The following is a 23,113-nucleotide window of genomic DNA, read 5'->3' as shown; positions in this document are numbered from 1 at the left end:
TTCAAGGGGCCGCCATCAGCGCAGGTAGCGCGCCAGCGCGGTCACCGCTGCCAGGTCCAGGCTCTGGAACTTGAACCCTACTTTGTATTCGCCGCCGCTGAAAATGCAGTGCAGCGCTTTTGCGTGCGTGGCGATCGTCGTGAAGCGACCGTCGATCATCAGGTCGAAACGCAGTTGGCCGGACAGCCCGACCGGCACGGGATCGGGAATGTTGACGCTGATGCCGTTGGCGCTGATATCGACGCTCTTGCCAGAGAACGGCGTCCGGCCGTCGATGGCCAGCAAGACTTTGGTGCGCAATACTTTGCGCGGGGACTGCCTCTGCTCTTGTAACACGTGTTTCCCATGATGCCTGAAAAGAGACAATATTATAGGAACATCCAGCCGATCCGGCACGGCATTGTTGTGCTGTGCCAACCGTCCGGTCGTGCGTGCGCCTAGTCGAGCTCGCGCAGTTTGTTGAAGGCTTCCTCGATGCGCTCGACGGCGATGATCGTCATGCCTTCGATTTTCTGCTTCGGCGCATTGGCTTTCGGGATCACGGCAATCGAAAAGCCCAGCTTGGCCGCTTCGCGCAGGCGCTCCTGGCCACGCGGCGCCGGCCGGATTTCACCGGCCAGGCCCACTTCACCGAACACCACGAGCCCGCGCGGCAACGGTTTGCTGCGCATCGATGAATTGATCGCAAGCAGCACAGCCAGGTCGGCCGCCGGTTCGGTGATCTTCACGCCGCCGACCGCATTGATGAACACGTCCTGATCGAACGCGGCAATGCCGGCGTGACGGTGCAGCACTGCCAGCAGCATCGCCAGGCGGTTCTGCTCGAGGCCGACCGACAGCCGGCGCGCATTGGGCAGGTGGCTCGTGTCGACCAGCGCCTGGATCTCGACCAGCAGCGGGCGCGTGCCCTCCTGCGTGACCATGACGCACGAACCCGGCACCGGCGTGTCGTGCTGCGACAGGAACAGCGCGGACGGATTCGACACGCCTTTCAGGCCTTTTTCGGTCATCGCGAACACGCCCAGCTCGTTGACGGCGCCAAAACGGTTCTTGATCGCCCGCACCAGGCGGAAGCTCGACTGCGTGTCGCCCTCGAAATACAGCACCGTGTCGACGATGTGTTCGAGCACGCGCGGGCCGGCCAGCGCGCCCTCTTTCGTGACGTGACCGACGAGGATGATCGTCACGCCGGTCTGCTTGGCCACACGCGTCAGTTGCGCCGCGCATTCGCGCACCTGGGCCACCGAACCGGGGGCCGACGTCAGCGCGTCGGAATACACGGTCTGGATCGAGTCGATCACGGCCACTTCGGGTTTGAGGTCGGCGATCGTGCCGAGAATTTTCTCGAGCTGGATCTCGGCCTGCAATTTCAGGTCTTGCGCGTCGACCGCGAGGCGACGCGCGCGCAATGCGATCTGGGCGCCGGATTCCTCGCCGCTGACATACAGCGTGGAGCGCGTCTTGGACAGGCTGGCCAGCGCCTGCAGCAGCAGCGTCGACTTGCCGATGCCCGGGTCGCCGCCAATCAGCACGACGCCACCGGCCACCAGGCCGCCGCCCAGCACACGGTCGAATTCCTCGATGCCGGTGCCAAAGCGCGGCACATCGATGGCCTCGATATCGGCCAGCGACAGCACCGGTGCGGTCTGCGCCAGCGCGCGGTGCGGGGTTTGCGACATGCGGTTCACGCCGGGCGCCTCGACGACGGTTTCGACCATCGTGTTCCAGGCCTTGCAGTCGGCGCACTGCCCCATCCAGCGGGTGGCGATCGCGCCGCATTCGGAGCAGGTGTAATTGGTTTTTGCTTTTGCCATGTTCTCTATCGGTTATCCATCGGTGCCCAGGCGGCCTTCGGCGATGCGCACGCGCGGCGCGACAGCGCACATCAACTCGTAGCCGATCGTGCCGGCGGCGTGCGCCACGTCGTCGATCGGCAGACCGTCGCCCCACAGCGTGACCTTGCTGCCGATGCGCGCATTGGGCACCGGTGAGAGGTCGACCGTCATCATGTCCATCGAGACGCGGCCGATCAGCCCCGTGCGCACGCCATCGACGATCACCGGCGTGCCGTGCGGCGCGCTGCGCGGGTAGCCATCGGCGTAGCCGCAGGCGACGACACCGATCGTCATCGGGCCGTCAGCGACGAAGCGGCTGCCGTAGCCGACCGTGTCGCCGCGCTCGATGTGCTGGATGCCGATGATTTCGGAGCGCAGCGTCATCGTCGGGCGCAGGCCGAAATCGCTGGCGCTGCGCCCGCCCGGCGTGCCGCCATAGAGCATGATGCCGGGACGCACCCAGTCGTTGGACAGGTGCTCGGCCAGTTCAGCCTGGTGCAGCACGCCGCCCGAGTTGGACAGGCTGCGCTCGCCGGGCAGGTCGCCGGCGCCGATCTGGAAGCGGCGTACCTGCTCGGCGATGGTCAAGAGCGGGTGTTCGAGTTCGTCAGCGTTGGCGAAGTGCGTCATGTGCGTGATATTGCGCACGTCGGGGATCGCGCGCAGCCGTTTGTATGCGGCGGCGTACTCGTCCGGGCGCAGGCCCAGGCGGTTCATGCCCGTGTTCATCTTCAGGTAGACATCGATCGGGCGGTACAGCTGCGTGTATTCGAGCAGCTTGACCTGCTCGACCGAGTGCACGGCCGTGACGATATTGTGTTCGGCCAGCAGGGGCACGTCGGCCGCTTCGAAGAATCCCTCTAATAACAGGATCGGCTTGATCCAGCCGAGTTCGCGCAGGCGAATGGCGTTCTCGAGCTCGATCAGCGCCAGACCGTCGGCCGTGGCGAAGCCGCGCATCGCGCGTTCGAGGCCATGGCCGTAGGCGTCGGCTTTGACGACCGCCCAGATCTTCGCCATGGGCGCGCAGGTGCGGGCCTGCGACAGATTGTGCTGCATCGAGTCCGGGTGGATGGTGGCAAAGAGTGGGCGCGGCATGGTCGGCGATCGGGGTGGAATCGGTCTGAAACGGTGGAGGGGCTATTCTACCGGAGCAGGCCACGGGGCGTTGCCGGGGCAGTCACGGTGCATCGTATGGGCTTCGCCACGCCAGCCATTCATGGTATAAAGCAACCCGGACCGAACTTTAGAATTTTAGAATGAACCGTGGTTTTTATACCATCATGGCGGCGCAGTTCTTCTCGTCGCTGGCAGATAACGCGCTCCTGTTTGTCGCGATCAGCCTGCTCGTCGCAATGGACGCACCGGCATCGCTGACGCCGCTGCTGAAGCTGTCGTTCGTTCTGTTCTATGTGCTGCTGGCCGCCTTCGTCGGCGCCTTCGCCGATGCGCTCAACAAGGGGCGTGTGATGTTCATCGCGAACATCATCAAGGTGTTCGGTTGCGCGCTGATGTTCTTCACGGTGCACCCATTGATTTCGTACGCCGTTGTCGGTTTTGGCGCGGCCGTTTATTCGCCTGCCAAGTACGGCATCCTGACCGAACTGCTGCCGCCGGAAAAACTGGTGCCGGCCAATGGCTGGATCGAAGGCTTGACGGTGATGTCGATCATCCTGGGCACGGTGCTGGGTGGCACGCTGGTCAGCCCGCGTGGCTCGGGCTTTTTGCTCTCGTTCGACCTGCTGCCGCGCCTCGGCATCGACACACCGGCCGAGGCAGCAATGGCCGTCGTCGTCGCAATCTATATCCTGGCCGCCATCTTCAACCTGCGCATCCCGGACACCGGCGCGCGCTACGAGCACCAGGAACGCAATCCGATCAAGCTCATCACCGACTTCGCCAATTGCTCGGCCACGCTGTGGCGTGACAAGCTGGGCCAGATCTCGCTGGCGGTGACGACCCTGTTCTGGGGCGCTGGCGCCACGCTGCAATTTATCGTGCTCAAGTGGGCCGAAGCATCGCTCGGCCTGCCGCTGGACCAGGCGACGAACCTGATCGGCGTGGTCGCGATCGGTGTCGCACTGGGCGCCGCGATGGCCGCCCGCATGATCCCGCTGCGCAAGTCGCTCACCGTGATCCCGATGGGCATCATCATGGGCCTGGTAGTCACGAGCATGGTGTTCGTGAAATCGGTCACGCTGGCCTACCCGCTGCTGGCCTTCATCGGCTTCCTGTCCGGCTTCTTCGTGGTCCCGATGAACGCGCTGCTGCAGCACCGCGGCCACGTCCTGATGAGCGCCGGCCACTCCATCGCGGTGCAGAACTTCAACGAGAACCTGTCGATCCTGACGATGCTCGCCGCCTACGCGGTGATGATCACGCTGAACCTCGACCTGAACATCATCATCGTCATCTTCGGCCTGTCCGTCGCCGGCATCATGCTCCTGATCCAGCGCCGCCACCTGCTGAACCAGCGCGAACACGACTCCCTCGGGCTGATCGGCGAAGGCAAACACTAAAAGCAGGGTCAGTGTCGAATTGTTTGACAACGTTTCGCCTGACCCCTGTCCCTGAGGCTTCCCCTGCTCGGCATATGCAGCAGGCAATAGCTCAGCACGGGCACTCTGTCCCCACTTATCTCGCTTTCGCGAGAAATTGCCCAATAATTCGACTCTGACCCTAATTGTTTGGCAGGCCTGAACTTGCTGGCCGCTACGCTTTTGTCAGCGCTTTCCGAACCGATTCAGTCATCGGCTGAATTTGATGCCGACAGTCAAACTAAACGAATCCAGCAAGCAAAAAAATAATGAGGGTCAGAGTCGAATTGTTTGACAACTTTGCGGAATTGCCCATTAAATCTACTCTGACCCTACTTTGTTTGGCTAGCTGATCGGCGGGGTTTGAGGCAGGGTCGGGGGCTATTTATTGGGCAACTCGGGAAATTGCTCAATAAATCGACTCTGACCCTCATTGTTGGTCAGGGGTGGGCGGTTTGGGCGCGGGTGCGCCAGTCGTCGGGGACGATGAAGCCGCGGTCGACTTCTTCCAGCGCGTCCTCTTGTTCGCGCACTCTGGCGATCAGCGCTGGGGTGCTTGATGCGGCGAAGCGGTCGTTCAGTTCGGCTGCCAGTTGTGCGCGCGTCATTGTCCAGGCGGATGAATCGGTGCGCAATGGCGCCAGCCATTCGAGTTTTGGCAGGATCACATAGGTTGTGTCGGGCAGACTGCCCAGCTCGCTCAGTGCGCACCAGAAGCCGCGGCAATGGCCCTGGGTGATGCCTTGCATTGCCGGCCAGTGACCGGCGGGGTAGAACAGCCAGCCTTTGACCAGCGCGCCGGCTTTGCTGACCGGACGTGGCAGCTGCGCTTGCGCGGCCGGGTGCTGGCCCAGTGCCAGCTGGCGTTCGAAGATCTTGCGCATCTTCAGGCCCAGCGTATCGGCCAGGTTGGGGCCGACCAATGTGTCGAGGCCCCCTGCGCTGTTTTCTCCTTGCAGATAGAACTTGGTCGCGAACTCGATGTGTTCCAGCGCGTCCGCACCATTTTCCAGCAGGAAGTCGAACTCGCCCACCGTGTCGTTGCGGTTGGCGCGGATTTGCAGGCCGTGCGCGACCAGCCGTCCCTGCTGCGCGAAGTAGAAGGCCATCAGCTTTTCGGCGTACAGCCCCAGTCGCGTATACGGCTTCTCGCCGAGGGCGGCGTTCAGCGTCGACGGGTCGGCATCGAGCTGCGCCAGCCAGGTGGCGACCTCGTCCGTGACCGGGCCCAGCGTGGCCACGCGGCCGGCCCATGCCGGTGCGGCGCCATCGAGCAGGTCCGGCGAATCGAGCAGCCAGGCCAGCGCGCGCACTGGCGGCTGGGTCAGGTGCCGCCAGCGCGCGTGGAACGCGGCCTGGTAACTAGGTGCGGGGTGCAAGCGAACGCGCCCGGCACAGGTCGGCCCAGGCCAGCGCCTTGTCGGCACCGCGCAGCAGCAATTCGCCGGGATGCAGCGTGGCGACCAGCGGTACGTCATTCAATGCATGCACCTGACCGCGCACGCCGGCCAGCGGCTCGTTCAGCGCGCGGCCCAGCAGGCCGTTGGCGGCGACCTGCCCCATCGTCAGCACGGTGGTGGCGCCCGTCAGCGCCAGCTCGCGCTCCAGGAATGGCCGGCACGCCGTGATTTCCTCAAGCGTTGGCGCGCGCTCGCCGCCCCTGGCGTTGACGGGACGGCATTTCACCAGCGGCGTGACATACGCATCGCGCTCGCGCGACAGGCCGACCGCGTGCAGCATATTGTCCAGCAGCTTGCCCGGATCGCCCGTCAGCGGCTGGCCCGCTTGCTCGTCGAGCGCGCTCGGCGTGCCGGCGGCGATCAGCCAGACCGCCTGGCGCGGCCCGCTGCCATACACGGGCTTGCGCCCTTCCCCGCAGGCGCACTCCTTGCAGCCGGCAATCGCCTGGCGCAAGCCCGACCAGTCGAGCGTCGACACGTCAGGCGCGGCCGGCGCGGCATGACTGCCGTCGTCCCACGCGGCGTCGCTGGCGACGGGCGGCGGATTGCGATACGGCGGCGCCGACAGCGGCGTCATCCCGCGCGCCACCGGCGCTGGATCAGGCACCGGCACGGGGGCCGACGCCGCCACAGGCGCAGCATCAACAGCATCGACAACAACAACTTCGGACTCCGGCCCGGCCGCAGTCCGCAACTGCCACAACGGCCCGATCCCCATCTCGTTCAGGAACAGCGCATCGCGCCCGCTCACACTCTTCATAAATCCAGCCTCATCACGATGGCATCTTCACGGCCCGCAGCGCCAGCCGGATAGTAGCCCTTGCGGCGCCCGATATGGACATACCCATGGCGCCGGTACACGTCGAGTGCGCGCTCGTTCGACGGCCGCACTTCGAGCAGGATCGACGTCATGCCCTGGCTGCGCGCGCGCGCCGCGAGCACGGCCAGCAGACGCCGGCCCAGCCCCTGACGCTGGCGATCAACCGCCACGGCAACGTCAAGCAGGTGCGCTTCGTCGAGCGCGTACATCAACAGGTAGTAGCCAGCCAGCGCGCCATCAGCATCACGCACGGTCCAGCAGTCGTAACCGCTGTTGAGCGAGTCGATGAAGTTCCCGCGACTCCAGGGAAACGGGAACACGCTCGTCTCCAGCGCGCACACCTCGGCCACGTCGGCCGCCGTCATCGGCGCCAGGTGCAGGCCGAGATCGAGCAGGTCGCTCATGCGCCGGCCTTGGCCGCATTGATCACCAGGCGCTCGGCCGTGGTGAACGCAATCTTGTTGCGCAGGTAAATCGGCTGCGCCTGCGCCGCCGGCACGCCCTGCCCGGCCGCCAGCGCGCCGACGGCCAGCAGCGCCATCTCGCGCGCATGCGGGACGATGTCCGCCATGGCGCCGGCCGCACACGCCTGGTCGGCAAACGCGTCGGCATACGCCTCGAAGCCGTTGCCGCATGCCTGCAGACCAGGAACTGCCAGCGGCACCACGGCCTGCGGCGCACTCAGCGTGGGCGCCACGATTTCACGCCATGCGCCATCGAAGCGGTACTGCGCCCAGTAGACTTCGCCCATGCGCGCGTCGAGCACCGCCAGCACCTCGGTCGCACCGCAGCGTGCCCGGCAGCTTTCGGCCATCGCGGCCAGCGTCACCATCGGCAGCACGGGCAGATTGGCACCATACGCCAGCCCCTGCGCCACGCCGCAGGCCGTGCGCACACCGGTAAACGACCCGGGACCGGCCCCGAAAGCGATGGCGTCGCAGTCGGCCAGCGCAATGCCCGCTTCACGCAGCAGTTCCTGCACCATCGGCAGGATCGACTGCGAATGGGTGCGCACGCCGGCCGTGGCGCGGGCGATGACGGTGTCGTTGACCAGCAGCGCGCAAGACGCCAGCTCGGCCGAGGTTTCAATGGCAAGGATGGTAGGCATCCCGTATTTTAACCGCTCGGCCGGGCGCCATCCATGCCGGTCGGCCTTCCCCGCCACATTGCAGCGCAACACGGAGTAAAATGCGCTCCATGCATAGCCTGACCCTCGATTCCTCGACCCTCGACGCCGCCGTCGCCGCCGTCCATGACGACGCCTGGACGGTCGCCTGCCTGTGCGCCGCCTGGTGCGGCACCTGCGCGACCTACCGCGCCACGTTCGAGACCCTGGCCGCGCGCCACCCGGACAAGCACTTCATCTGGATCGATATCGAAGACCAGGCCGCCCTGGTCGGCGACCTCGATGTCGACAACTTCCCGACGCTGCTGCTGCAGCGCGGCGACACGGTCGCGTTCTTCGGCACGATGGTGCCCGATGGCGGCGTGGCCGATCGGCTGATCCAGGCCCAGGCCGACATCGCGCCGGCCGAACTGGCACGCCTGGCGCAATCGAGCGATGAGCGCCGCGAGTGGCAGCGCGACTGCAATCTGCGGGTGCTGCTGGGCGGCGCGGACTAACCTTGCCCGCCCCAGCGCGCCACGATCTCGTCGCCCGCCACGGGCTTGCCATACAAATACCCCTGCGCCAGATTGCACCCATGGCGCAGCAGGAATGCCGCCTGGTCCTCGCGCTCGACCCCTTCGGCAATCACCGACAGGTTCATGCTCTTGCCAAGCTGGATGATGGCAATCGCAATGGCTTCGTCGTCTGGACCCTGCGAGATATCCTTGATGAAGCTGCGGTCGATCTTGAGCGTCTGCACCGGCAGCTGCTTCAGGTAGGCCAGCGATGAATAGCCGGTGCCGAAATCGTCGATTGCCAGTCCCACGCCGATCGCGTGCAGGTCCTTCACATACTGCAGCGCGTCGCCCGTGTTCATGATGATCGACTCGGTCACTTCCAGCTGCAGGCGGTGTGGCGCCAGGCCGGTCGAGTGCAACACCTCGGTCACGATCGCCGCCATGCCGCCACGCTCGAACTGGCGCACCGACAGGTTCACCGCGATCTTCGGCATGATCAAACCCTGCGCTTCCCATGCCATCATCTGGCGGCACGCTTCCTGCAGCACCCACTGGCCAAGCTGGCCGATGAAGCCGGTGTCTTCGGCCAGCGGGATGAATTGCCCCGGGCCGATCTGCCCAAGCTCGGCGCTGTTCCAGCGCACCAGCGCTTCGACGCCGGTCAGGCGGCCGGTGTCCATTTCAACCTGCGGCTGGTACGCCAGGTAGATTTCATTCTTGTCGATCGCGCGCCGCAGCAGGCCTTCCATGCGCAGGCGCTCGACGCCGTCGCCGCTCATCGACGCCGCGTAGAACTGGTAGCCGTTGCGCCCGCGCGCCTTGGCCTGGTACATGGCCACGTCGGCATTGCGGATCAGCATGTGCATGTCCTGCGCGTCCTGCGGATACAGGCTGATGCCCACACTGCCGGTCACGAACAGCTCGTAGCCGGAGACCATGAACGGCTGCTCGAACATCGCGATCAGCTTGGCCGCCACGCGGGTCGCGCCGGCGACGCCGCCGATATCCTCGAGCAGCACGATGAATTCGTCGCCGCCCAGGCGCGCCAGCGTATCGCCTTCGCGCAGGCAGCGGGCCAGCGCGAAGGCGGCCTGCTTGAGCAGCTCGTCGCCGACGTGGTGGCCCAGCGTGTCGTTGACGTTCTTGAAGCGATCGAGGTCGATGAACAGCACCGCGAGCTGCTGGCCGTCGCGCTGCGCGCGCGTCATCGCGTGGCGCAGGCGGTCGTGGTACAGCAGGCGGTTGGGCAGCGCGGTAAGGGGATCGTGGTGCGCCAGGTGGTCGAGCTGGTTCTGGGATTCACGCGCGCGCGTGATGTCGCTGAAGACCGACACGTAATGCGTGATCGCGCCCTCGTCGCCCCGCACGGCGGTCACGGTCAGCGATTCCAGATACGCTTCGCCGTCCTGGCGCGTGTCCCAGATTTCGCCGCGCCAGAAGCCGGTGTCGTCCAGTTCGCGCCACAGCTTGTGATAAAAATCGTCGTCCTGGAGCCGGCCACGCATCATGCTCGATTCGCGCCCCACCGCTTCTTCTTCGCTGTAGCCGGTGATGGCGGTAAAGGCCGGGTTGACGGCCACGATGCGGCCCGTCACGTCCAGCACCATCACGCCATCGGCAATATGCTCGAGCACCGTGGCCGACAGGCGCAGCTTTTCTTCGGCCAGCTTGCGTTCGGTGATGTCGGCGAACACCCAGATGCTGCCTTCGTTCGGGTGCGCCGGGTCGAGCGCCGAGCCGCTCATCAGGCACCAGAACAGGCTGCCGTCGCGATGACGCAGCTGGCGCTCCTCCCCCAGGTCCATGCGCTGCGCGAGCAGCGGGTAATGCGTCGTGGCGGTGTGTTCGTAATCCTGCTTCGTCGGGTACAGGATCTCGGTCGACTGGCCGACCATCTGGCCCTCGTCATAGCCGAACAATACCTCACAGCGCCGGTTGCTCGAGACGATGCGGCGCTGGCGCACGAACAGCACGCCGAACATCACGTTGTCGAGGATCGCACCCTGCTCGGTGAGCAGCCCTTCGATGCGCATCTCGTTGTGCTTGCGCTCACTGATATCCGAGATGATGCCGTCGATCCGCACCGCGCCGTCCAGCGCCGCCGCGCCCGACAATCCCTGCGGCTGACCGCTTTCCTGCACCCAGCGTTCAATGCCGTGGGCGTCGATGATCCGGTATTCGAGCTGATAGGCGTCGCCAACGCGCGCGGCATGGCGCACCGTCTGGCTGTACTGGCGCCGGTCTTCCGGGTGCACGATATCGCCCCAGTCGTGGGTCGTGGCGCGCATCAGGCGTTCTGCCGGGTGCCCGGTGATGTCTTCGATCGCGTCACTCACGAACTCGATGGCCCCGCCGGCGCGCACGCGAAACACGGCGCCGGGGACCTGGTTGACGATGCTGCGAAACTGTTCTTCGCGCCGCGCGATGTCGGCGAACAGGTCGCGAATGGCCAGGCGCATCCGCTCCATCTGCTGGCCCAGACGCCCCAGTTCGTCGGACGCCGCCAGCGCCAGCGGCGTGTCGAAGTCGGCGCGCGCCAGCCGGTCGGAAAACCGCATCAGGCGGCGCAGCGGCGAGAGCAGGCGCCGGCGCAACAGGAGCGCGATCAGCAGCAGCGAAACAGCCACCTGTCCCACGACGACGAGCGCGTAGCTGCGCTGCTTGCGGCGCAGCTCTTGGCGGCTGCGGTAGTCGTCCATCTCGAGGCGCACGGTGCCGATGGTTTCGCCACGCACCATGACGGGCCGTTCGGCGCTGAGCACCCGCCCCAGCGGTCGCGCCGGCGAGCGCACCCGCAACGCCACCTCGCCCTCCGGGCCATGCACCTCGACCATGACGACGGCCGGGTCGCGCAGCATCGCATCGAGCAGCGGCCGCGCCGTTTCCGGATCGAGGTTCCAGAGCGGCTCCTGCACGCCGAGCGCCAGGATCTCGGCATTGCGCTTGAGGGTTTCGTCGAGCGCTGCGGCCACCGCGGCGCGCTCCTGCACGCCGATCAGAAGATAGCTGCCCACCGCTGCCGGTCCTGCCAGCCCGACGAATACCACCAGCAGCAGGGCGCGGTACAGCGAGCGCCCATACAGGCTGCCCAGGCGTGACAGGATGGTGGGAGGCGTGGATGCGGATCTGGACATGACGTTGGCGCCGCCGGCGCTCGCCGCTGGCACTGCCTTTAGTGACGCAATTGGGAAGTCGCGATTATGCCCCGTCGCTTGCCAAGCGTCACTAGCAAAGCGCGCATGAGCGCGACAACGTGACTCGGCCCCACGCGGGCGCCGGCAGTACGCGGGCGGACTTGTTATGATGGATTGTCATGAACACGTTTTCAATCAAGGAGAATCTGATGAGTCATTCCCTGTATGCCGCTTCGGTACCGGTATTTCGCCAATTGCTCGACGCGCTGGCGGACGTGCTCGAAAAGGCCGAGGCCCACGCGCTGGAACGGCGCATCGAACCGGACGCCCTGCTCCAGGCCCGTCTGTTTCCCGACATGTTCCCGCTGGCGCGCCAGATCCAGCTCGCCACCGATTTCGCCAAGGGCGCCGGGGCGCGCCTGGCCGGGATCGAATCGCCACGCTACGAAGACGGTGAGCGCACCTTCACCGAACTGCAGCAGCGCATCACGCGCACCGTTGGCTTCCTGGACACGCTGGCGCAAGCCGACATCGATGCCGGCGCAACCCGCCCGATCACGCATGGCAGCGGCGAACGCGCACGCCATTTCGATACCGGTGCGATCTACCTGACCCATTTCGCGATGCCGCAGTTCTGCTTCCACGTGACGACCGCCTACGCGATCCTGCGCCACAACGGCGTGCCGATCGGCAAGCGCGACTTTATCGGCAGCTATTAATAAGGGTAATTATTAAGGGTAATCAATAGCGGTTACTTGTTGCGGCGCGGGTAACCCTGCGCCAGGATGCGCTGCCAGACGAGCTCCTTGGCGTCGGCGCTCATCGAGACCCAGTGGGCCACCTCGGCCACCGTACGGCCGCAGCCGCGGCAGACTTCGTCGAACGTGGTCGAGCATACCGCCACGCAGGGGGTGTCCGGGCGGCCGGCCGGGGTGCCGGGGGTTACCGGTGCGGGGCTGGCCCCGCCCGCCTCAGGCTGGTCCGACATCGAGCTTGTCCCAGCCGTCGTGTCCGAGCTTTTCCATCGTCTCGATATTCTTTTCGAAGATGTCTTCCGCCTGCGGGAAGGCTTCCACGGCGCGTTCGATGCTCTCTTCGCGCAGCAGATGCAGGATCGGGTACGGCGCGCGGTTCGTGTAATTCGAGATATCGTTGATATCGGTATCGGCGAACTGGTACAAGGGATGGAAGCTGGCCACCTGCAGTTCGCCATCGAGCTGCATGTCCTCGAGCGCGGCATCGGCGACGTCCAGGAACTCGTTGTAATCCTCGAAGTCGCCCAGCACGAACGGGTGAATGATCAGCGTGGTGTCGATCTTCTCGGCAGCGGTGTCGGACAGGTGCTGCAGCTCGTCCATCAATGTTTCAAGCAATTGTTCAGGCGTGGTTGCGTTGGCAACGACGTAACGGACCTGCTCCTTGACATACACGGCCTTGGCGAACGGGCACAGGTTCAGGCCGATCACGGCGCGCTCGAGCCAGTTGCGGGTTGCCCCGACGATGGCGTCGTCGTCGGCGTTGAGGTTGGGGGTACGCATGGAAGACTTTCTATAGCAATGCAGACAGCAAAACCCGGATTGTACGCACTCTTTGCGTGCCCTCATAGATTGGGCCCGATCCGGGCGTAACGTTGGCGGGTCGGTCCCGGCGTACGCCGGCTCACCGCACCGAATCGCCCCTGCTGCTGACCGAAAACGCCCTCAGTTCATTAATTTCGATGATCCTGATGGCATCTTCTGTTTTCATGATGTTAACGTACGCGATCCAAAGGGCCTTTTTAATTGTAACGAAGGCGTCATACATCTTGACTCGCTCAACAATCCCTTCGTACACTGCCTCCTGGTCCTCGGTCCGTTCGTTCCTGAACGCAACACTGGAAAGCTATGCACAACACGAAACGTCCTACCTTCGCACTGGCTGCATTGGCCTTCCTGGCCGCGTCACCCCTCAGTTTTGCGATGGACGCAGCCTCGCTGCCCACCATCCAGTCTACCGCAGTCGGCAGCCGCATCACCGCAGCACCTTCGCAAGTCCAGACCAAACCCGATGAATACCGCGAAACCGATGTCTGGGGCCGCATCCGCAGCGGCTACGCGATTCCCGACCTGAACAACGCACTCGTCACCCGTCACACCCAGGCCTACGCCAATCATCCTGCCACGCTGTCCCGCATCTCCGGTCGCGCTTCCCCTTACCTGTACCACGTGGTGTCCGAGCTCGAAAAGCGCGGCATGCCGACCGAACTGGCGCTGCTGCCGGTGATCGAATCGGCGTTCAACCCGCAAGCCATGTCGAGCGCGAACGCTGCCGGCCTGTGGCAGTTCGTGCCGGGCACGGGCAAGGATTTCGACCTCAAGCAGAACATGTTCAAGGACGAGCGGCGCGGCGTCGTGGCCTCCACCGATGCGGCGCTGAGCTACCTGCAGCGCCTGTACACGATGTTCGGCGACTGGCCACTCGCCCTGGCTGCGTATAACTGGGGCGAAGGCAATGTCCAGCGCGCCATCAAGAAGAACCAGGCCGAAGGCAAGCCAACCGATTTCGAGAGTCTGGCCGATCTGATGCCGGCCGAAACGCGCAACTACGTGCCGAAGCTGCAGGCGGTCAAGAACGTGATCGCCAATCCGGGCAACTATGGCGTCGTGCTGCCAGCCATCGACAATCAGCCGTACTTCACCACGGTCGACAAGACCAGTGACATCGACCTGGCAGTTGCAGCCCAGCTGGCCGAAATATCGCTCGACGAATTCAAGGCGCTCAATCCGCAGTTCAAGAAGCCGGTCATCATTGGCGGCGCCCAGACCCAGATCCTGCTGCCGAAAGAAAACGCCGAGAAATTCCATTTGAATCTCGCGCAGTGGGGCCATGCCCTGTCGACCTGGACCACCCACAAGATCACCGGTGCGCGCGTGAGCATTGCGTCACTGGCGTCGAAGTTCGGCACCACGCCGGAAGTCATCCGCCAGGCCAATAACATCCCGGCGCAGTCGCTGCTGAAAGTGGGCTCGACGATCCTGGTGCCGAAAATCTCGACTTCGAGCCACAGCGACATCGCCGAGAACATCATCGACAACGCGGTCGTCGCGTTCGAAGCCGACCGCGGCATCGTCAAGCGCGCCACCAGCCGCTTCAAGGCCAAGGCCAGCGCCAGCAAGAGCAGCAAGCGCATTTCCCGCAATACGTCTTCCAAGCGCAAGCAGCGCTGATCTCTGGCCAGCATCCACGCCACGGGGGTGCTGGCAGTCGTTTGGCACGCAGCCAGTTATACGATTTTCAAAGGGTCCGTGCACGAAGGCCGAAAAACCTGTATAGTTCGGTTTGTGCACTGCGACATCGCGCCCGGCTCTGAACACATCCAGTCCCGGCAGCAGCAAGGCATTCATCCAAGCAGCACCGCAAACCCCAGGCAGCTCTTTAGAGCGCCTTTCTAAAGCCCTCCCGCCCTGTGTGTCGCTTTCAGACACCGTCCCGGCGCAAAGCTTTTGTGCCGAAATTTCTTTCATTCTGAGTCATTTCGTTTGTTGGTTCGCGTTGCATTTTTTCGTTCGCGCCCTCCGTGCGAGCGTATTTGATTTATTCCGAAAGTACAGATCACATGAGTTTTGAAGCCCTAGGCCTCCACGCGTCCCTCGTCCAGGCTGTTGCCGATACCGGTTACACCACCCCTACGCCAGTCCAGGCGCAAGCCATTCCTGCCGCGATCGCCGGCCGCGACCTGCTGGTCTCGTCGCAAACCGGTTCGGGCAAGACCGCCGCCTTCATGCTGCCAGCACTGAACAAGCTGGCCAACGCTGAAGAAACGCCAGCCGGCAAGACCGCTGCGCAAGAAGCGCAGGCTGCCCGCGCCAAAGGCGAGCGCGTGCGTTTCAAGGCTGCCCAGCCAAAGATGCTGGTGCTGACCCCGACCCGCGAACTGGCCCTGCAAGTCTCGGCTGCGACCGAACAGTACACGGCCCACATGCGCCGCCTGCGCTGCGTCTCGATCCTGGGCGGCATGCCGTACCCGAAACAGATGCAACTGCTGGCCAAGAATCCTGAAATCCTGGTTGCCACCCCAGGCCGCCTGATCGACCACATGGAATCGGGCAAGATCGACTTCTCGCAGCTCGAAATCCTCGTGCTCGACGAAGCTGACCGCATGCTGGACATGGGTTTCATCGACGACATCGAAAAAATCGTCGCCGCGACCCCGTCGGCACGCCAGACCATGCTGTTCTCGGCCACGCTCGATGGCGTCGTCGGCAATATGGCCCGCCGCATCACGACCGATCCGATGACGATCCAGATCGCGAGCGCGACCAACCGCCACGAGAACATCTCGCAGCGCGTCCACTTCGTCGACGACCTGTCGCACAAGAATCGCCTGCTGGACCACCTGCTGCGCGACGAATCGATGGACCAGGCCGTGGTGTTCACCGCCACCAAGCGTGACGCCGACACGATCGCCGACCGCCTGAACATCGCCGGTTTCGCTGCTGCCGCACTGCATGGCGACATGCACCAGGGCGCGCGTAACCGCACGCTGGACAGCATGCGTCGCGGCAGCATCAAGGTGCTGGTCGCCACCGACGTCGCTGCGCGCGGCATCGACGTGCCGAGCATTACCCACGTCGTCAACTACGACCTGCCGAAGTTCCCGGAAGACTACGTCCACCGCATCGGCCGTACCGGTCGCGCTGGCCGTAACGGTGTCGCCGTCTCGCTGGTGAACCACGCCGAAAGCATGAACGTGCGCCGTATCGAGCGCTTCACGCGCCAGCCGATCCCGGTCGCTGTCGTCGAAGGTTTCGAGCCAAAGCGCGCTGCAGCACCAGCACGCGCCGGCTGGAAGCCAGGCGATGGCCGCAGCCCGTCGGCCAAGCCGGCATCGCGCGGTTTCTCGAAGCCATCCGGCGCGCGTGAAGGCTACGCCGACCGCGCTGCCAGCGGTTCCCGTGGCGCCCCGTCGGAAAGCCGTTACGCTGACCGCGGTCCGCGTGAAGCCGGCCCGGCGCGTGCCCCGGGCGCCGCACCACGTGCGCCAAGCGCGCCACGTGACGGCAACCGTTTCAGCGCCCCGCGTGAAGGCCAGCCGGCCCGTCGCGAAGGCGGCTACAAGGGTGCCCACCCACGTTCGGCCGACGGCGTGCGTCGTTCGTTCGGTGAGTAATCACCCTGCGTGAATCAAGAAACGGCTGCTTCGGCAGCCGTTTTTTTATGGGCACCACTTCCATTACTGGCACCCTGCCTGGCACGTCCACGCCACATGGTGGATAATCCAAGACGATCAACGATTACCGGACATCCCATGAGCACCAGCGACCAACCCATCAAACTCACCTCGTTCTCGCACGGCGGCGGCTGCGGCTGCAAGATCGCGCCCGGCGTGCTGGCCGAGATCCTGAAGTCGTCGCACGGCTTTCCCGTGCCGAAGGAACTGATGGTTGGCATCGAGACGGCCGACGACGCCGCAGTCTACAAGCTCAACGATGAACAGGCCCTGATCGCCACCACCGACTTCTTCATGCCGATCGTCGACGATCCGTTCGACTTCGGCCGCATCGCCGCGACCAATGCCATCTCGGACGTGTATGCGATGGGCGGCACGCCGATCATGGCGCTGGCGCTGGTCGGCATGCCGATCAACAAGCTGCCGCTCGATACGATTGGCCAGATCCTGCGCGGCGGCGAGTCCATTTGCGCCGAAGCGGGCATTCCGATTGCCGGCGGCCACACGATCGATTCGGTCGAGCCGATCTATGGCCTGGTCGTGCTGGGCCTCGTGCACCCGTCGAAAGTCAAACGCAATGCCGACGCCCGCGATGGCGACGTGCTCATCCTCGGCAAACCGCTGGGCGTGGGCGTGCTGTCGGCTGCACTGAAGAAAGACAAGCTGGGCGCCGATGGCTATGCGGCGATGATCGCCAACACGACCAAACTGAACAAGCCTGGCCGCCTGCTGGCCGACATGCCGGGCGTGCACGCACTGACCGACGTCACCGGCTTTGGCCTCTTGGGTCACTTGCTGGAACTGTCGCGCGGCGCGAAGCTGCATGCCACGCTCGACATGCCGAACATCCCGCTGCTGCCGGGCGTGCTGCAACTGGCGCAGGATGGCTACTTCACCGGCGCATCGGGCCGCAACTGGGAAGCCTATGGCAAGGACGTCCAGCTCGATGCAGCGATCCTGCCCGAGCAGCGCGCGCTGCTGACCGATCCGCAGACCTCGGGCGGCCTGCTGGTGGCCTGCGACCCGGCAGCCGCCGACGAGGTGCTGGCGCTGTTCGCGCGCGAAGGCTTTGCCGACGCCGCAATCATCGGCCGCATGGCTGCCGGCGCGCCGGGCGTGAGCGTCAAGCCGTAACCGCAGGCATGGCAGGCTTCACACGAACAGCTTGTCACGCGCCAGCGTACTGATCGCCACCGTCGCCGGATGACTCATCCGGCGCTCGGTGGTGATCGCATACACCTGCTCCACCACCCCATCGATCTGGCCCAGCGCCACCACCTGGTATTGCTGGCTCACCTGCGCCGCAATCACCGTCGGCACGAAGAACACCCCTGCCCCTGACTGGCCGAACGCGTTCATCATCGCGCTGTCGTCGAATTCGCCGACGATGTGCGGATGCACCTCGGCCTGCTCCAGCCAGCGCAACAGGCGCTGGTGGATCGCGAAGTCCTCGCCCGGCAACAGCATCGGCGCATTGTGCAGGCAGGCCGGAAACGGCTGCTCGAACGTGGCCGCCAGCGCCTGCGTGCACAGCGCCGTCATCGGACTCTGGCCCAGCAGGTGGTTGTAGGCGCGCACGCTGAAATGCCCCGGGATCGGCCGGTCGGCAATCACCAGGTCGAGCCGGTGCACGGCCAGGTCGCCGATCAGGCTGTCGAGCCGGCCTTCGCGGCAGATCAGTCGCACCGGCTCCTTAAGCTTCAAGGCCGGCTCCACCAGCTGGCAGGCAATGAGTTTCGACACCGAATCAGCGCAGCCAATGCGGAACGACATCGTGGCAAAGCTCTTGTCGCGCACCAGCTCGAGCAATTCGTCACCGGTGCTGAAGATCGTCTCGGCATAGCTGACGATGCGGCGACCCGTGTCGGTCAGCTCGAGGCTGCGGCCCGATTTGCGAAACAGCGCCACACCCAGCACATCGGCGAACTCGGACAATTGCCCGGAAATCGAGTGCGGCGTCAGGTTCAGCTGCGAGGCCGCCTTGGCGATGCTGCCGGTCTTGGCCACCATCCAGAAGTAACGCAGGTGCTTGTAGTTCAGCGCAGACATGGACTCTCCAATACATCGTGAAATTCGATGTTATATGAAATTATATTCGATTTGTACGATGCTTCGCCGTCCCCTATAGTCAAGTCCTCACCACAAACTATAGGTGCCATACCAATGACACATCCTGTCCACCATCCCTGCGCACGGGCGCAGGACAACCGGCCGCACGCTGTGCGATCTGAAGGGAGCACCCCATGAACGGTCTGGAAACAATTGCAAGTCCCATGATGTGGGCTGGCTTCGTCGGCTTCGTGCTGGTGATGCTGGCGCTCGATCTGTTCGTCTTCGGCGGTAATAAGGCGCACAAGGTCAGCGTCAAGGAAGCAGGTATCTGGTCGCTGGTCTGGGTCAGCATGGCCCTGCTGTTCAATGCCGGCCTCTGGTGGTATCTGAAAGGCAGCGTCGGCTCGGAAATCGCGGACCAGAAAGCGCTGGAGTTCTTCTCCGGTTACCTGATCGAGAAAGCCCTGTCGGTCGATAACGTGTTCGTGTTCCTGCTGATCTTTACCGCATTCCAGGTGCCGCAGCAGTACCAGCGCCGCGTCCTGATCTACGGTGTGCTGGGTGCGATCATCATGCGCGCGATCATGATCAGCGCCGGTGCGTGGGTCGTGAGTGAATTCAGCTGGGTGCTCTACCTGTTCGGCGCGTTCCTGCTGTTCACGGGTATCCGCATGCTGGTGGCCGTCGATGCAGAACCCGACGTGGTCAACAATCCGATCCTGAAGTTCGCCCGCAGGCACCTGAAAGTGTCCGAAGGCGACCATGGCGAGAAGTTCTTCGTGCGAATCAACGGTGTGCGCTTTGTCACTCCGCTGTTCCTGGTGCTGATCCTGATCGAAGTGACCGACCTGGTGTTCGCGGTCGACTCGATCCCGGCGATTTTCGCGATCACGACCGATCCGTTCATCGTGTTCACGTCGAACATGTTCGCGATCCTGGGTCTGCGTGCGCTGTACTTCCTGCTGGTTGACGTGGCTGACCGCTTCCACCTGCTCAAGTATGGCCTGGCGATGGTCCTGACCTTCATCGGTGTCAAGATGCTGATCATGCCGTGGTACCACGTGCCGGTACAGGCTTCGCTGACTGTCGTGGCTGTGCTGATCGCCGGTAGCTGTATCGCCAGCGTGTTCATCACCAAGAAGGACGACAAATAAGATCGTCGCTTCCCGGTAACACCCAGAGCGGCGCCAGGAGCACCCGGAACTTACCGGGCTGCGCCTGGCGCCGTTGTCATTGGGTCTTGCGCCTTGCCGTCCGGCTCCTTGTCGTCCGGTTCCTTGCCCACCCGCTCATACTCGGCGATCACCTGCGCACCCAGCAACAGCAACGTCGCCGCGATCTCGAGCGAGAACATGACGACAATGGCCGTCGTCATCGAGCCATACACCAGGTTCACCTGCGACAGCGTCGAGAAGTACCAGACCAGCACATGGCGCGCAGCTTCCCACAGCAGCGCCGCCGTCACGCCGCCGATGGCGGCATGCCACAGCGACAACCGGCCCACCGGCATCACCAGGTAAATGGATGTCAGCACGAGAATCTCGCCGATCAGCCCAAGCAGATACAACAGCGCCCCCGACACACCGTTCAGCGACCAATGATAGTTGAACAGCCACACGCTTTCACGCCCCATCACCTGCAAGGCGCCTGCCACCAGCGTGACGACCATGATCCCCACGCCCAGCGCCAGGATGTAGCAGTACGGCAGCACGGCCGAGACCAGGTAATGCCGACGCCGGATCGCCACCCGGTGCACGAAGATCACGCTCATCGCGTTTTCCAGCACCGTGAAGGCAAGCGAGCTGAAGAACAGCATCGTCACTGCCAGCACCCAGGTGATGAGTTGCCGGTCATCCAGGAAGTGCGCTACCTCGGCCACGATCGGCGCCGACTGCCCCGGCATCAGCAGTTGCAGGTAGCGGCTGAGCGTCTCGAGCAATTCCGCCGGATCGATGAAGTGCGACAGCACCACCATCACCAGCATCAGGAACGGCACGATCGACAGCAGCGCGTAATAGGCCACGGCCCCCGCCAGCAGCAAGCCCTGGTTGGCGCGGAACCCCTTCAGGACTTGCAGCGTGAACTTGAGCGGATGATTCAGGATATAGACATTGGCGCGCTGATCCTTCAGGCGCGCCGTCCAGTCACGCCGACGACTCATCGGGCGAGGCGAATGCCGGAAAATTGCCAGCGCGCGCCTGTCGGGAAGAAGTTGCGGTAGCTGGGCCGGGCGTGACCGCCCGGCGTCGCGCAGGACGAGCCGCGCAGGACATACTGGTTGATCATGAACTTGCCGTTGTATTCGCCGATGGCGCCCGGGGCCGGCGCGAAGCCGGGATACGGTGCGTAGCTGCTGCTGGTCCATTGCCAGCAGGCGCCGAACATTTGTTGCAGGCCGGCGCCGCTGGCGGCGTCCGGGTGGTGCGCGGGGCCGCTGCCCAGGCAGGCCTGGCGCGCCGCGAATTCCCATTCGAACTCGGTGGGCAGGCGCGCGCCGGACCAGCGCGCGAATGCATCGGCCTCGTACATCGACACGTGCGTGACCGGCAGTTCCGGGTCGAGCGGCTGCAGGCCGTGCAGCGTGAACTCGTGCCAGCCATCGGCCTGTTCCACCCAGTACAGCGGATGGGTGATCTCGCCACTGCTGACGCGGTCCCAGCCCTCGGCCAGCCAGAGTGCCGGATCGCGGTAGCCGCCGGCCTCGATGAAGGCGCGGTATTCGCCGTTGGTGACCAGGCGCGAGGCCAGCGCGAACGGCGCCACATAGGTGCGGTGGCGCGGCAGTTCGTTGTCGAAGCAAAAGCCCTTGCCGCCATAGCCGGCTTCGGCCAGGCCACCTTCGAAATCGAGCCAGTCCAGCGGCGCGGCCGGCGCGGACGGCGCCATGGCATCTGTCGCATACGCGGGGTACAGCGGATTTTGCGCCAGCAGGTGCTTGATGTCGGTGAGCATCAGTTCCTGGTGCTGCTGTTCGTGCTGCAGGCCCAGTTCGATCAGCGTGGCCAGTGCCTCGTCGATGCCACCCGCCAGCAGGTCGGCGATGCGGCGATCGACATTTGCGCGGTATTCCCTGACGACACCCATGCCGGGGCGCGTCAGGAGCCCGCGCTGCGCGCGTGGATGCTTGTTGCCCACGCCGTTGTAGTACGAGTTGAAGAACACCCGGAATGCCGGATGAAATGGCGCGAAATTGGCTTCGCGCGGCTCGAGGATGAAGGTTTCAAAAAACCACGTCGTGTGCGCCAGATGCCATTTCATCGGGCTTGCATCCGGCATGGACTGCGCGACGCAGTCTTCGTCGGACAGGCCCTCGGCCAGCTGCAGCGAACGGGTACGTACCTGCGCAAACGCGCGTGGCAGGCTGTCATCGCGCATCATGTTCATGATGCGATCGCCTGTGCGTGGATCACGGCGAACCAGCGCTGCGGATCGGTCCAGACGCGCGTGGCCTCGAAACCTGACCGCTCCAGCAGCCCGATCGCGTCGGCCTGCTGGTATTTGTAGCTGTTCTCGGTGTGGATGCGCTCGCCGGCCTGGAAGCGGCGCTCACCACCGCGCCAGTGCACGGTCTGCGCGCTGCGCGCCTCGAGGTGCATCTCGATGCGGCCCATGGCCGCGTTGTAGGCGCCCCGGTGCTGCCAGCCCCTGATGTCGAAGTCGCCGTCGATCAGGCTGTTCACATGGCGCAGCAGGTTCAGGTTGAAGGCCGCCGTGACGCCCAGCGCGTCATCGTACGCAGCGTCGAGCGTGGCGGCATCCTTGGCCAGATCGATGCCGATCAGCACGCCGCCATCGTTGCCGCACTGCGCGCGCAGGCGCGTCAGGAAACCCTGCGCTTCGTCCGGCGTGAAGTTGCCGATCGACGAGCCCGGATAAAAGAACAGGCGCCGGCCAGCATTGACCTGCGGCGGCAATTCGAAGCTTGACGAGAAATCCATGCCCAGCGCTTCCATCGCGATCTGCGGGAAGCGCTGGCGCAGGCGCGCCAGTGCATCGTGGACGAAGTCGGTGGAGATGTCGATCGCCACGTATTGTGCCGGCTGCAGCAGCGGGAACAGGCCGGCCGCCTTGGCGCAGTTGCCGGCGCCCAGGTCGATCAGGGTGGCGCCGGTGCCGGCCGAGCGGGCGATTTCGGCGCCGTAGCGCTCGAAAATCGATGCTTCGGTGCGCGTCGGGTAATACTCGGGCAACTCGCAGATGGCCTCGAACAGTTTCGAGCCAAGCGCGTCGTACAGGTATTTGGGGGAGATCCAGGCGTCGGGCGCTTGCAGGCCAGTGTGCAGTTCGTCGGCTTCGTGCGCGCTCTGACGGGGTGCTGCGACGTCTTCAGGTGTACAGGATGTCAGCATAGGGTTTATCATTCGTGCCGCCACGACGCACCATGCGAGATGGCCTGTGAGTTTTGCTTCGCGTAGTTCTGTGTCTATCTTTATGTATTGC

The 23,113-nt window shown here is 64.3% G+C and carries 21 protein-coding genes; 7 read left to right on the top strand and 14 right to left on the bottom strand.

Going from position 1 to position 23,113, the window contains the following annotated elements; all coding sequences use genetic code 11:
- Window positions 1–15 precede the first annotated feature (15 nt).
- The 3 genes from AC56LN_RS18685 to alr all read right to left on the bottom strand — a co-directional run bounded on the left by AC56LN_RS18685 (window position 16) and on the right by alr (window position 2,933).
- Window positions 16–336, bottom strand: coding sequence for a PilZ domain-containing protein (locus AC56LN_RS18685; RefSeq protein ID WP_499573982.1), 321 nt, complete (start codon window positions 334–336; stop codon window positions 16–18).
- A gap of 101 nt (window positions 337–437) precedes the next feature.
- Window positions 438–1,814 (bottom strand): DNA repair protein RadA, encoded by a 1,377-nt coding sequence (gene radA, locus AC56LN_RS18680; protein ID WP_183551078.1) that lies wholly within the window; start codon window positions 1,812–1,814, stop codon window positions 438–440.
- Between the two features lie 12 nt (window positions 1,815–1,826).
- Complete coding sequence (gene alr / locus AC56LN_RS18675) at window positions 1,827–2,933, bottom strand: alanine racemase (RefSeq protein WP_499573949.1); 1,107 nt, start codon at window positions 2,931–2,933, stop codon at window positions 1,827–1,829.
- A gap of 161 nt (window positions 2,934–3,094) precedes the next feature.
- On the opposite strand from alr, the gene lplT reads away from it, so the two are divergent.
- Window positions 3,095–4,354, top strand: a complete 1,260-nt coding sequence (gene lplT / locus AC56LN_RS18670; RefSeq protein WP_183551072.1) for a lysophospholipid transporter LplT — start codon at window positions 3,095–3,097, stop codon at window positions 4,352–4,354.
- Between the two features lie 458 nt (window positions 4,355–4,812).
- Here the strand turns inward: lplT and AC56LN_RS18665 are convergent, their stop codons facing one another.
- From AC56LN_RS18665 to tsaB, 4 genes are read right to left on the bottom strand one after another with little or no spacing between them, the layout of a single operon-like run.
- Window positions 4,813–5,751: a DUF1853 family protein gene (locus AC56LN_RS18665; protein WP_499573947.1), complete on the bottom strand. Its 939-nt coding sequence runs from the start codon at window positions 5,749–5,751 to the stop codon at window positions 4,813–4,815.
- On the bottom strand, window positions 5,735–6,592 hold the full coding sequence (locus tag AC56LN_RS18660) for a uracil-DNA glycosylase (protein ID WP_499573945.1): 858 nt from the start codon (window positions 6,590–6,592) through the stop codon (window positions 5,735–5,737). The genes AC56LN_RS18665 and AC56LN_RS18660 overlap by 17 nt, the downstream gene beginning before the upstream one ends.
- Window positions 6,589–7,056 (bottom strand): ribosomal protein S18-alanine N-acetyltransferase, encoded by a 468-nt coding sequence (gene rimI, locus AC56LN_RS18655; protein ID WP_499573943.1) that lies wholly within the window; start codon window positions 7,054–7,056, stop codon window positions 6,589–6,591. The genes AC56LN_RS18660 and rimI overlap by 4 nt, the downstream gene beginning before the upstream one ends.
- Entirely contained in the window at window positions 7,053–7,760 is a 708-nt protein-coding gene (tsaB, locus tag AC56LN_RS18650) for a tRNA (adenosine(37)-N6)-threonylcarbamoyltransferase complex dimerization subunit type 1 TsaB (protein ID WP_499573941.1), read from the bottom strand. Before tsaB ends, rimI begins: the two co-directional genes overlap by 4 nt.
- 89 nt (window positions 7,761–7,849) lie before the next feature.
- On the opposite strand from tsaB, the gene AC56LN_RS18645 reads away from it, so the two are divergent.
- Window positions 7,850–8,275, top strand: a complete 426-nt coding sequence (locus AC56LN_RS18645) for a thioredoxin family protein (RefSeq protein WP_482900201.1) — start codon at window positions 7,850–7,852, stop codon at window positions 8,273–8,275.
- Here the strand turns inward: AC56LN_RS18645 and AC56LN_RS18640 are convergent.
- Window positions 8,272–11,412, bottom strand: coding sequence for a sensor domain-containing protein (locus tag AC56LN_RS18640; RefSeq protein ID WP_499573939.1), 3,141 nt, complete (start codon window positions 11,410–11,412; stop codon window positions 8,272–8,274). The genes AC56LN_RS18645 and AC56LN_RS18640 overlap by 4 nt on opposite strands.
- Window positions 11,413–11,621: 209 nt before the next feature.
- On the opposite strand from AC56LN_RS18640, the gene AC56LN_RS18635 reads away from it, so the two are divergent.
- The gene (locus AC56LN_RS18635) at window positions 11,622–12,131 is read left to right on the top strand and encodes a DUF1993 domain-containing protein (RefSeq protein ID WP_482898318.1); all 510 of its coding nucleotides are present in this window, start codon (window positions 11,622–11,624) and stop codon (window positions 12,129–12,131) included.
- Between the two features lie 32 nt (window positions 12,132–12,163).
- Here AC56LN_RS18635 and AC56LN_RS18630 read toward each other — a convergent pair whose 3' ends face one another.
- Entirely contained in the window at window positions 12,164–12,400 is a 237-nt protein-coding gene (locus tag AC56LN_RS18630; RefSeq protein WP_499573937.1) for a DUF1289 domain-containing protein, read from the bottom strand.
- Entirely contained in the window at window positions 12,384–12,950 is a 567-nt protein-coding gene (locus tag AC56LN_RS18625) for a DUF1415 domain-containing protein (RefSeq protein ID WP_482898316.1), read from the bottom strand. The genes AC56LN_RS18630 and AC56LN_RS18625 overlap by 17 nt, the downstream gene beginning before the upstream one ends.
- Window positions 12,951–13,295: 345 nt before the next feature.
- Here AC56LN_RS18625 and AC56LN_RS18620 point away from each other — a divergent pair, with 345 nt between their 5' ends.
- The 3 genes from AC56LN_RS18620 to selD all read left to right on the top strand — a co-directional run bounded on the left by AC56LN_RS18620 (window position 13,296) and on the right by selD (window position 17,755).
- Window positions 13,296–14,618, top strand: a complete 1,323-nt coding sequence (locus AC56LN_RS18620; RefSeq protein ID WP_499573936.1) for a transglycosylase SLT domain-containing protein — start codon at window positions 13,296–13,298, stop codon at window positions 14,616–14,618.
- 389 nt (window positions 14,619–15,007) lie between these two features.
- Window positions 15,008–16,561 carry a DEAD/DEAH box helicase gene (locus AC56LN_RS18615; RefSeq protein ID WP_343027716.1) on the top strand — a complete coding sequence of 518 codons (1,554 nt, stop codon included), beginning with the start codon at window positions 15,008–15,010 and terminating at the stop codon, window positions 16,559–16,561.
- A gap of 138 nt (window positions 16,562–16,699) precedes the next feature.
- Entirely contained in the window at window positions 16,700–17,755 is a 1,056-nt protein-coding gene (gene selD / locus AC56LN_RS18610) for a selenide, water dikinase SelD (RefSeq protein WP_499573935.1), read from the top strand.
- Between the two features lie 18 nt (window positions 17,756–17,773).
- On the opposite strand, the gene nhaR is transcribed toward selD, so the two are convergent.
- Window positions 17,774–18,670, bottom strand: a complete 897-nt coding sequence (gene nhaR, locus AC56LN_RS18605) for a transcriptional activator NhaR (protein ID WP_482898313.1) — start codon at window positions 18,668–18,670, stop codon at window positions 17,774–17,776.
- Window positions 18,671–18,864: 194 nt separating this feature from the next.
- On the opposite strand from nhaR, the gene AC56LN_RS18600 reads away from it, so the two are divergent.
- A complete protein-coding gene (locus AC56LN_RS18600) occupies window positions 18,865–19,827 on the top strand; it encodes a TerC family protein (RefSeq protein WP_308638126.1) in 963 nt (320 codons plus the stop codon).
- Window positions 19,828–19,877: 50 nt separating this feature from the next.
- Here the strand turns inward: AC56LN_RS18600 and AC56LN_RS18595 are convergent, their stop codons facing one another.
- Genes AC56LN_RS18595 through egtD form a run of 3 tightly spaced genes read right to left on the bottom strand, consistent with a single transcriptional unit; the run spans window position 19,878 to window position 23,022 of the window.
- Window positions 19,878–20,834: a YihY/virulence factor BrkB family protein gene (locus AC56LN_RS18595; protein ID WP_499573933.1), complete on the bottom strand. Its 957-nt coding sequence runs from the start codon at window positions 20,832–20,834 to the stop codon at window positions 19,878–19,880.
- Window positions 20,831–22,057, bottom strand: a complete 1,227-nt coding sequence (gene egtB / locus AC56LN_RS18590) for an ergothioneine biosynthesis protein EgtB (RefSeq protein ID WP_499573932.1) — start codon at window positions 22,055–22,057, stop codon at window positions 20,831–20,833. The genes AC56LN_RS18595 and egtB overlap by 4 nt, the downstream gene beginning before the upstream one ends.
- Complete coding sequence (gene egtD / locus AC56LN_RS18585; protein WP_499573931.1) at window positions 22,054–23,022, bottom strand: L-histidine N(alpha)-methyltransferase; 969 nt, start codon at window positions 23,020–23,022, stop codon at window positions 22,054–22,056. The genes egtB and egtD overlap by 4 nt, the downstream gene beginning before the upstream one ends.
- Window positions 23,023–23,113: the final 91 nt, after the last annotated feature.

Source organism: Telluria sp. ZT3P26 (assembly GCF_059686035.1).
Note: the sequence above shows the minus strand (reverse complement) of the source record. Positions and strands in the feature narration are given on the sequence as shown.

What these genes read in the sequence shown, in the direction of transcription:
- radA (WP_183551078.1), bottom strand. Translation starts at nt 1,814, where the DNA reads ATGGCAAAAGCAAAAACCAATTACACCTGCTCCGAATGCGGCGCGATC.
- alr (WP_499573949.1), bottom strand. Translation starts at nt 2,933, where the DNA reads ATGCCGCGCCCACTCTTTGCCACCATCCACCCGGACTCGATGCAGCAC.
- lplT (WP_183551072.1), top strand. Translation starts at nt 3,095, where the DNA reads ATGAACCGTGGTTTTTATACCATCATGGCGGCGCAGTTCTTCTCGTCG.
- AC56LN_RS18660 (WP_499573945.1), bottom strand. Translation starts at nt 6,592, where the DNA reads ATGAAGAGTGTGAGCGGGCGCGATGCGCTGTTCCTGAACGAGATGGGG.
- rimI (WP_499573943.1), bottom strand. Translation starts at nt 7,056, where the DNA reads ATGAGCGACCTGCTCGATCTCGGCCTGCACCTGGCGCCGATGACGGCG.
- tsaB (WP_499573941.1), bottom strand. Translation starts at nt 7,760, where the DNA reads ATGCCTACCATCCTTGCCATTGAAACCTCGGCCGAGCTGGCGTCTTGC.
- AC56LN_RS18645 (WP_482900201.1), top strand. Translation starts at nt 7,850, where the DNA reads ATGCATAGCCTGACCCTCGATTCCTCGACCCTCGACGCCGCCGTCGCC.
- AC56LN_RS18640 (WP_499573939.1), bottom strand. Translation starts at nt 11,412, where the DNA reads ATGTCCAGATCCGCATCCACGCCTCCCACCATCCTGTCACGCCTGGGC.
- AC56LN_RS18635 (WP_482898318.1), top strand. Translation starts at nt 11,622, where the DNA reads ATGAGTCATTCCCTGTATGCCGCTTCGGTACCGGTATTTCGCCAATTG.
- AC56LN_RS18630 (WP_499573937.1), bottom strand. Translation starts at nt 12,400, where the DNA reads ATGTCGGACCAGCCTGAGGCGGGCGGGGCCAGCCCCGCACCGGTAACC.
- AC56LN_RS18625 (WP_482898316.1), bottom strand. Translation starts at nt 12,950, where the DNA reads ATGCGTACCCCCAACCTCAACGCCGACGACGACGCCATCGTCGGGGCA.
- AC56LN_RS18620 (WP_499573936.1), top strand. Translation starts at nt 13,296, where the DNA reads ATGCACAACACGAAACGTCCTACCTTCGCACTGGCTGCATTGGCCTTC.
- AC56LN_RS18615 (WP_343027716.1), top strand. Translation starts at nt 15,008, where the DNA reads ATGAGTTTTGAAGCCCTAGGCCTCCACGCGTCCCTCGTCCAGGCTGTT.
- selD (WP_499573935.1), top strand. Translation starts at nt 16,700, where the DNA reads ATGAGCACCAGCGACCAACCCATCAAACTCACCTCGTTCTCGCACGGC.
- nhaR (WP_482898313.1), bottom strand. Translation starts at nt 18,670, where the DNA reads ATGTCTGCGCTGAACTACAAGCACCTGCGTTACTTCTGGATGGTGGCC.
- AC56LN_RS18600 (WP_308638126.1), top strand. Translation starts at nt 18,865, where the DNA reads ATGAACGGTCTGGAAACAATTGCAAGTCCCATGATGTGGGCTGGCTTC.
- AC56LN_RS18595 (WP_499573933.1), bottom strand. Translation starts at nt 20,834, where the DNA reads ATGAGTCGTCGGCGTGACTGGACGGCGCGCCTGAAGGATCAGCGCGCC.
- egtB (WP_499573932.1), bottom strand. Translation starts at nt 22,057, where the DNA reads ATGAACATGATGCGCGATGACAGCCTGCCACGCGCGTTTGCGCAGGTA.
- egtD (WP_499573931.1), bottom strand. Translation starts at nt 23,022, where the DNA reads ATGCTGACATCCTGTACACCTGAAGACGTCGCAGCACCCCGTCAGAGC.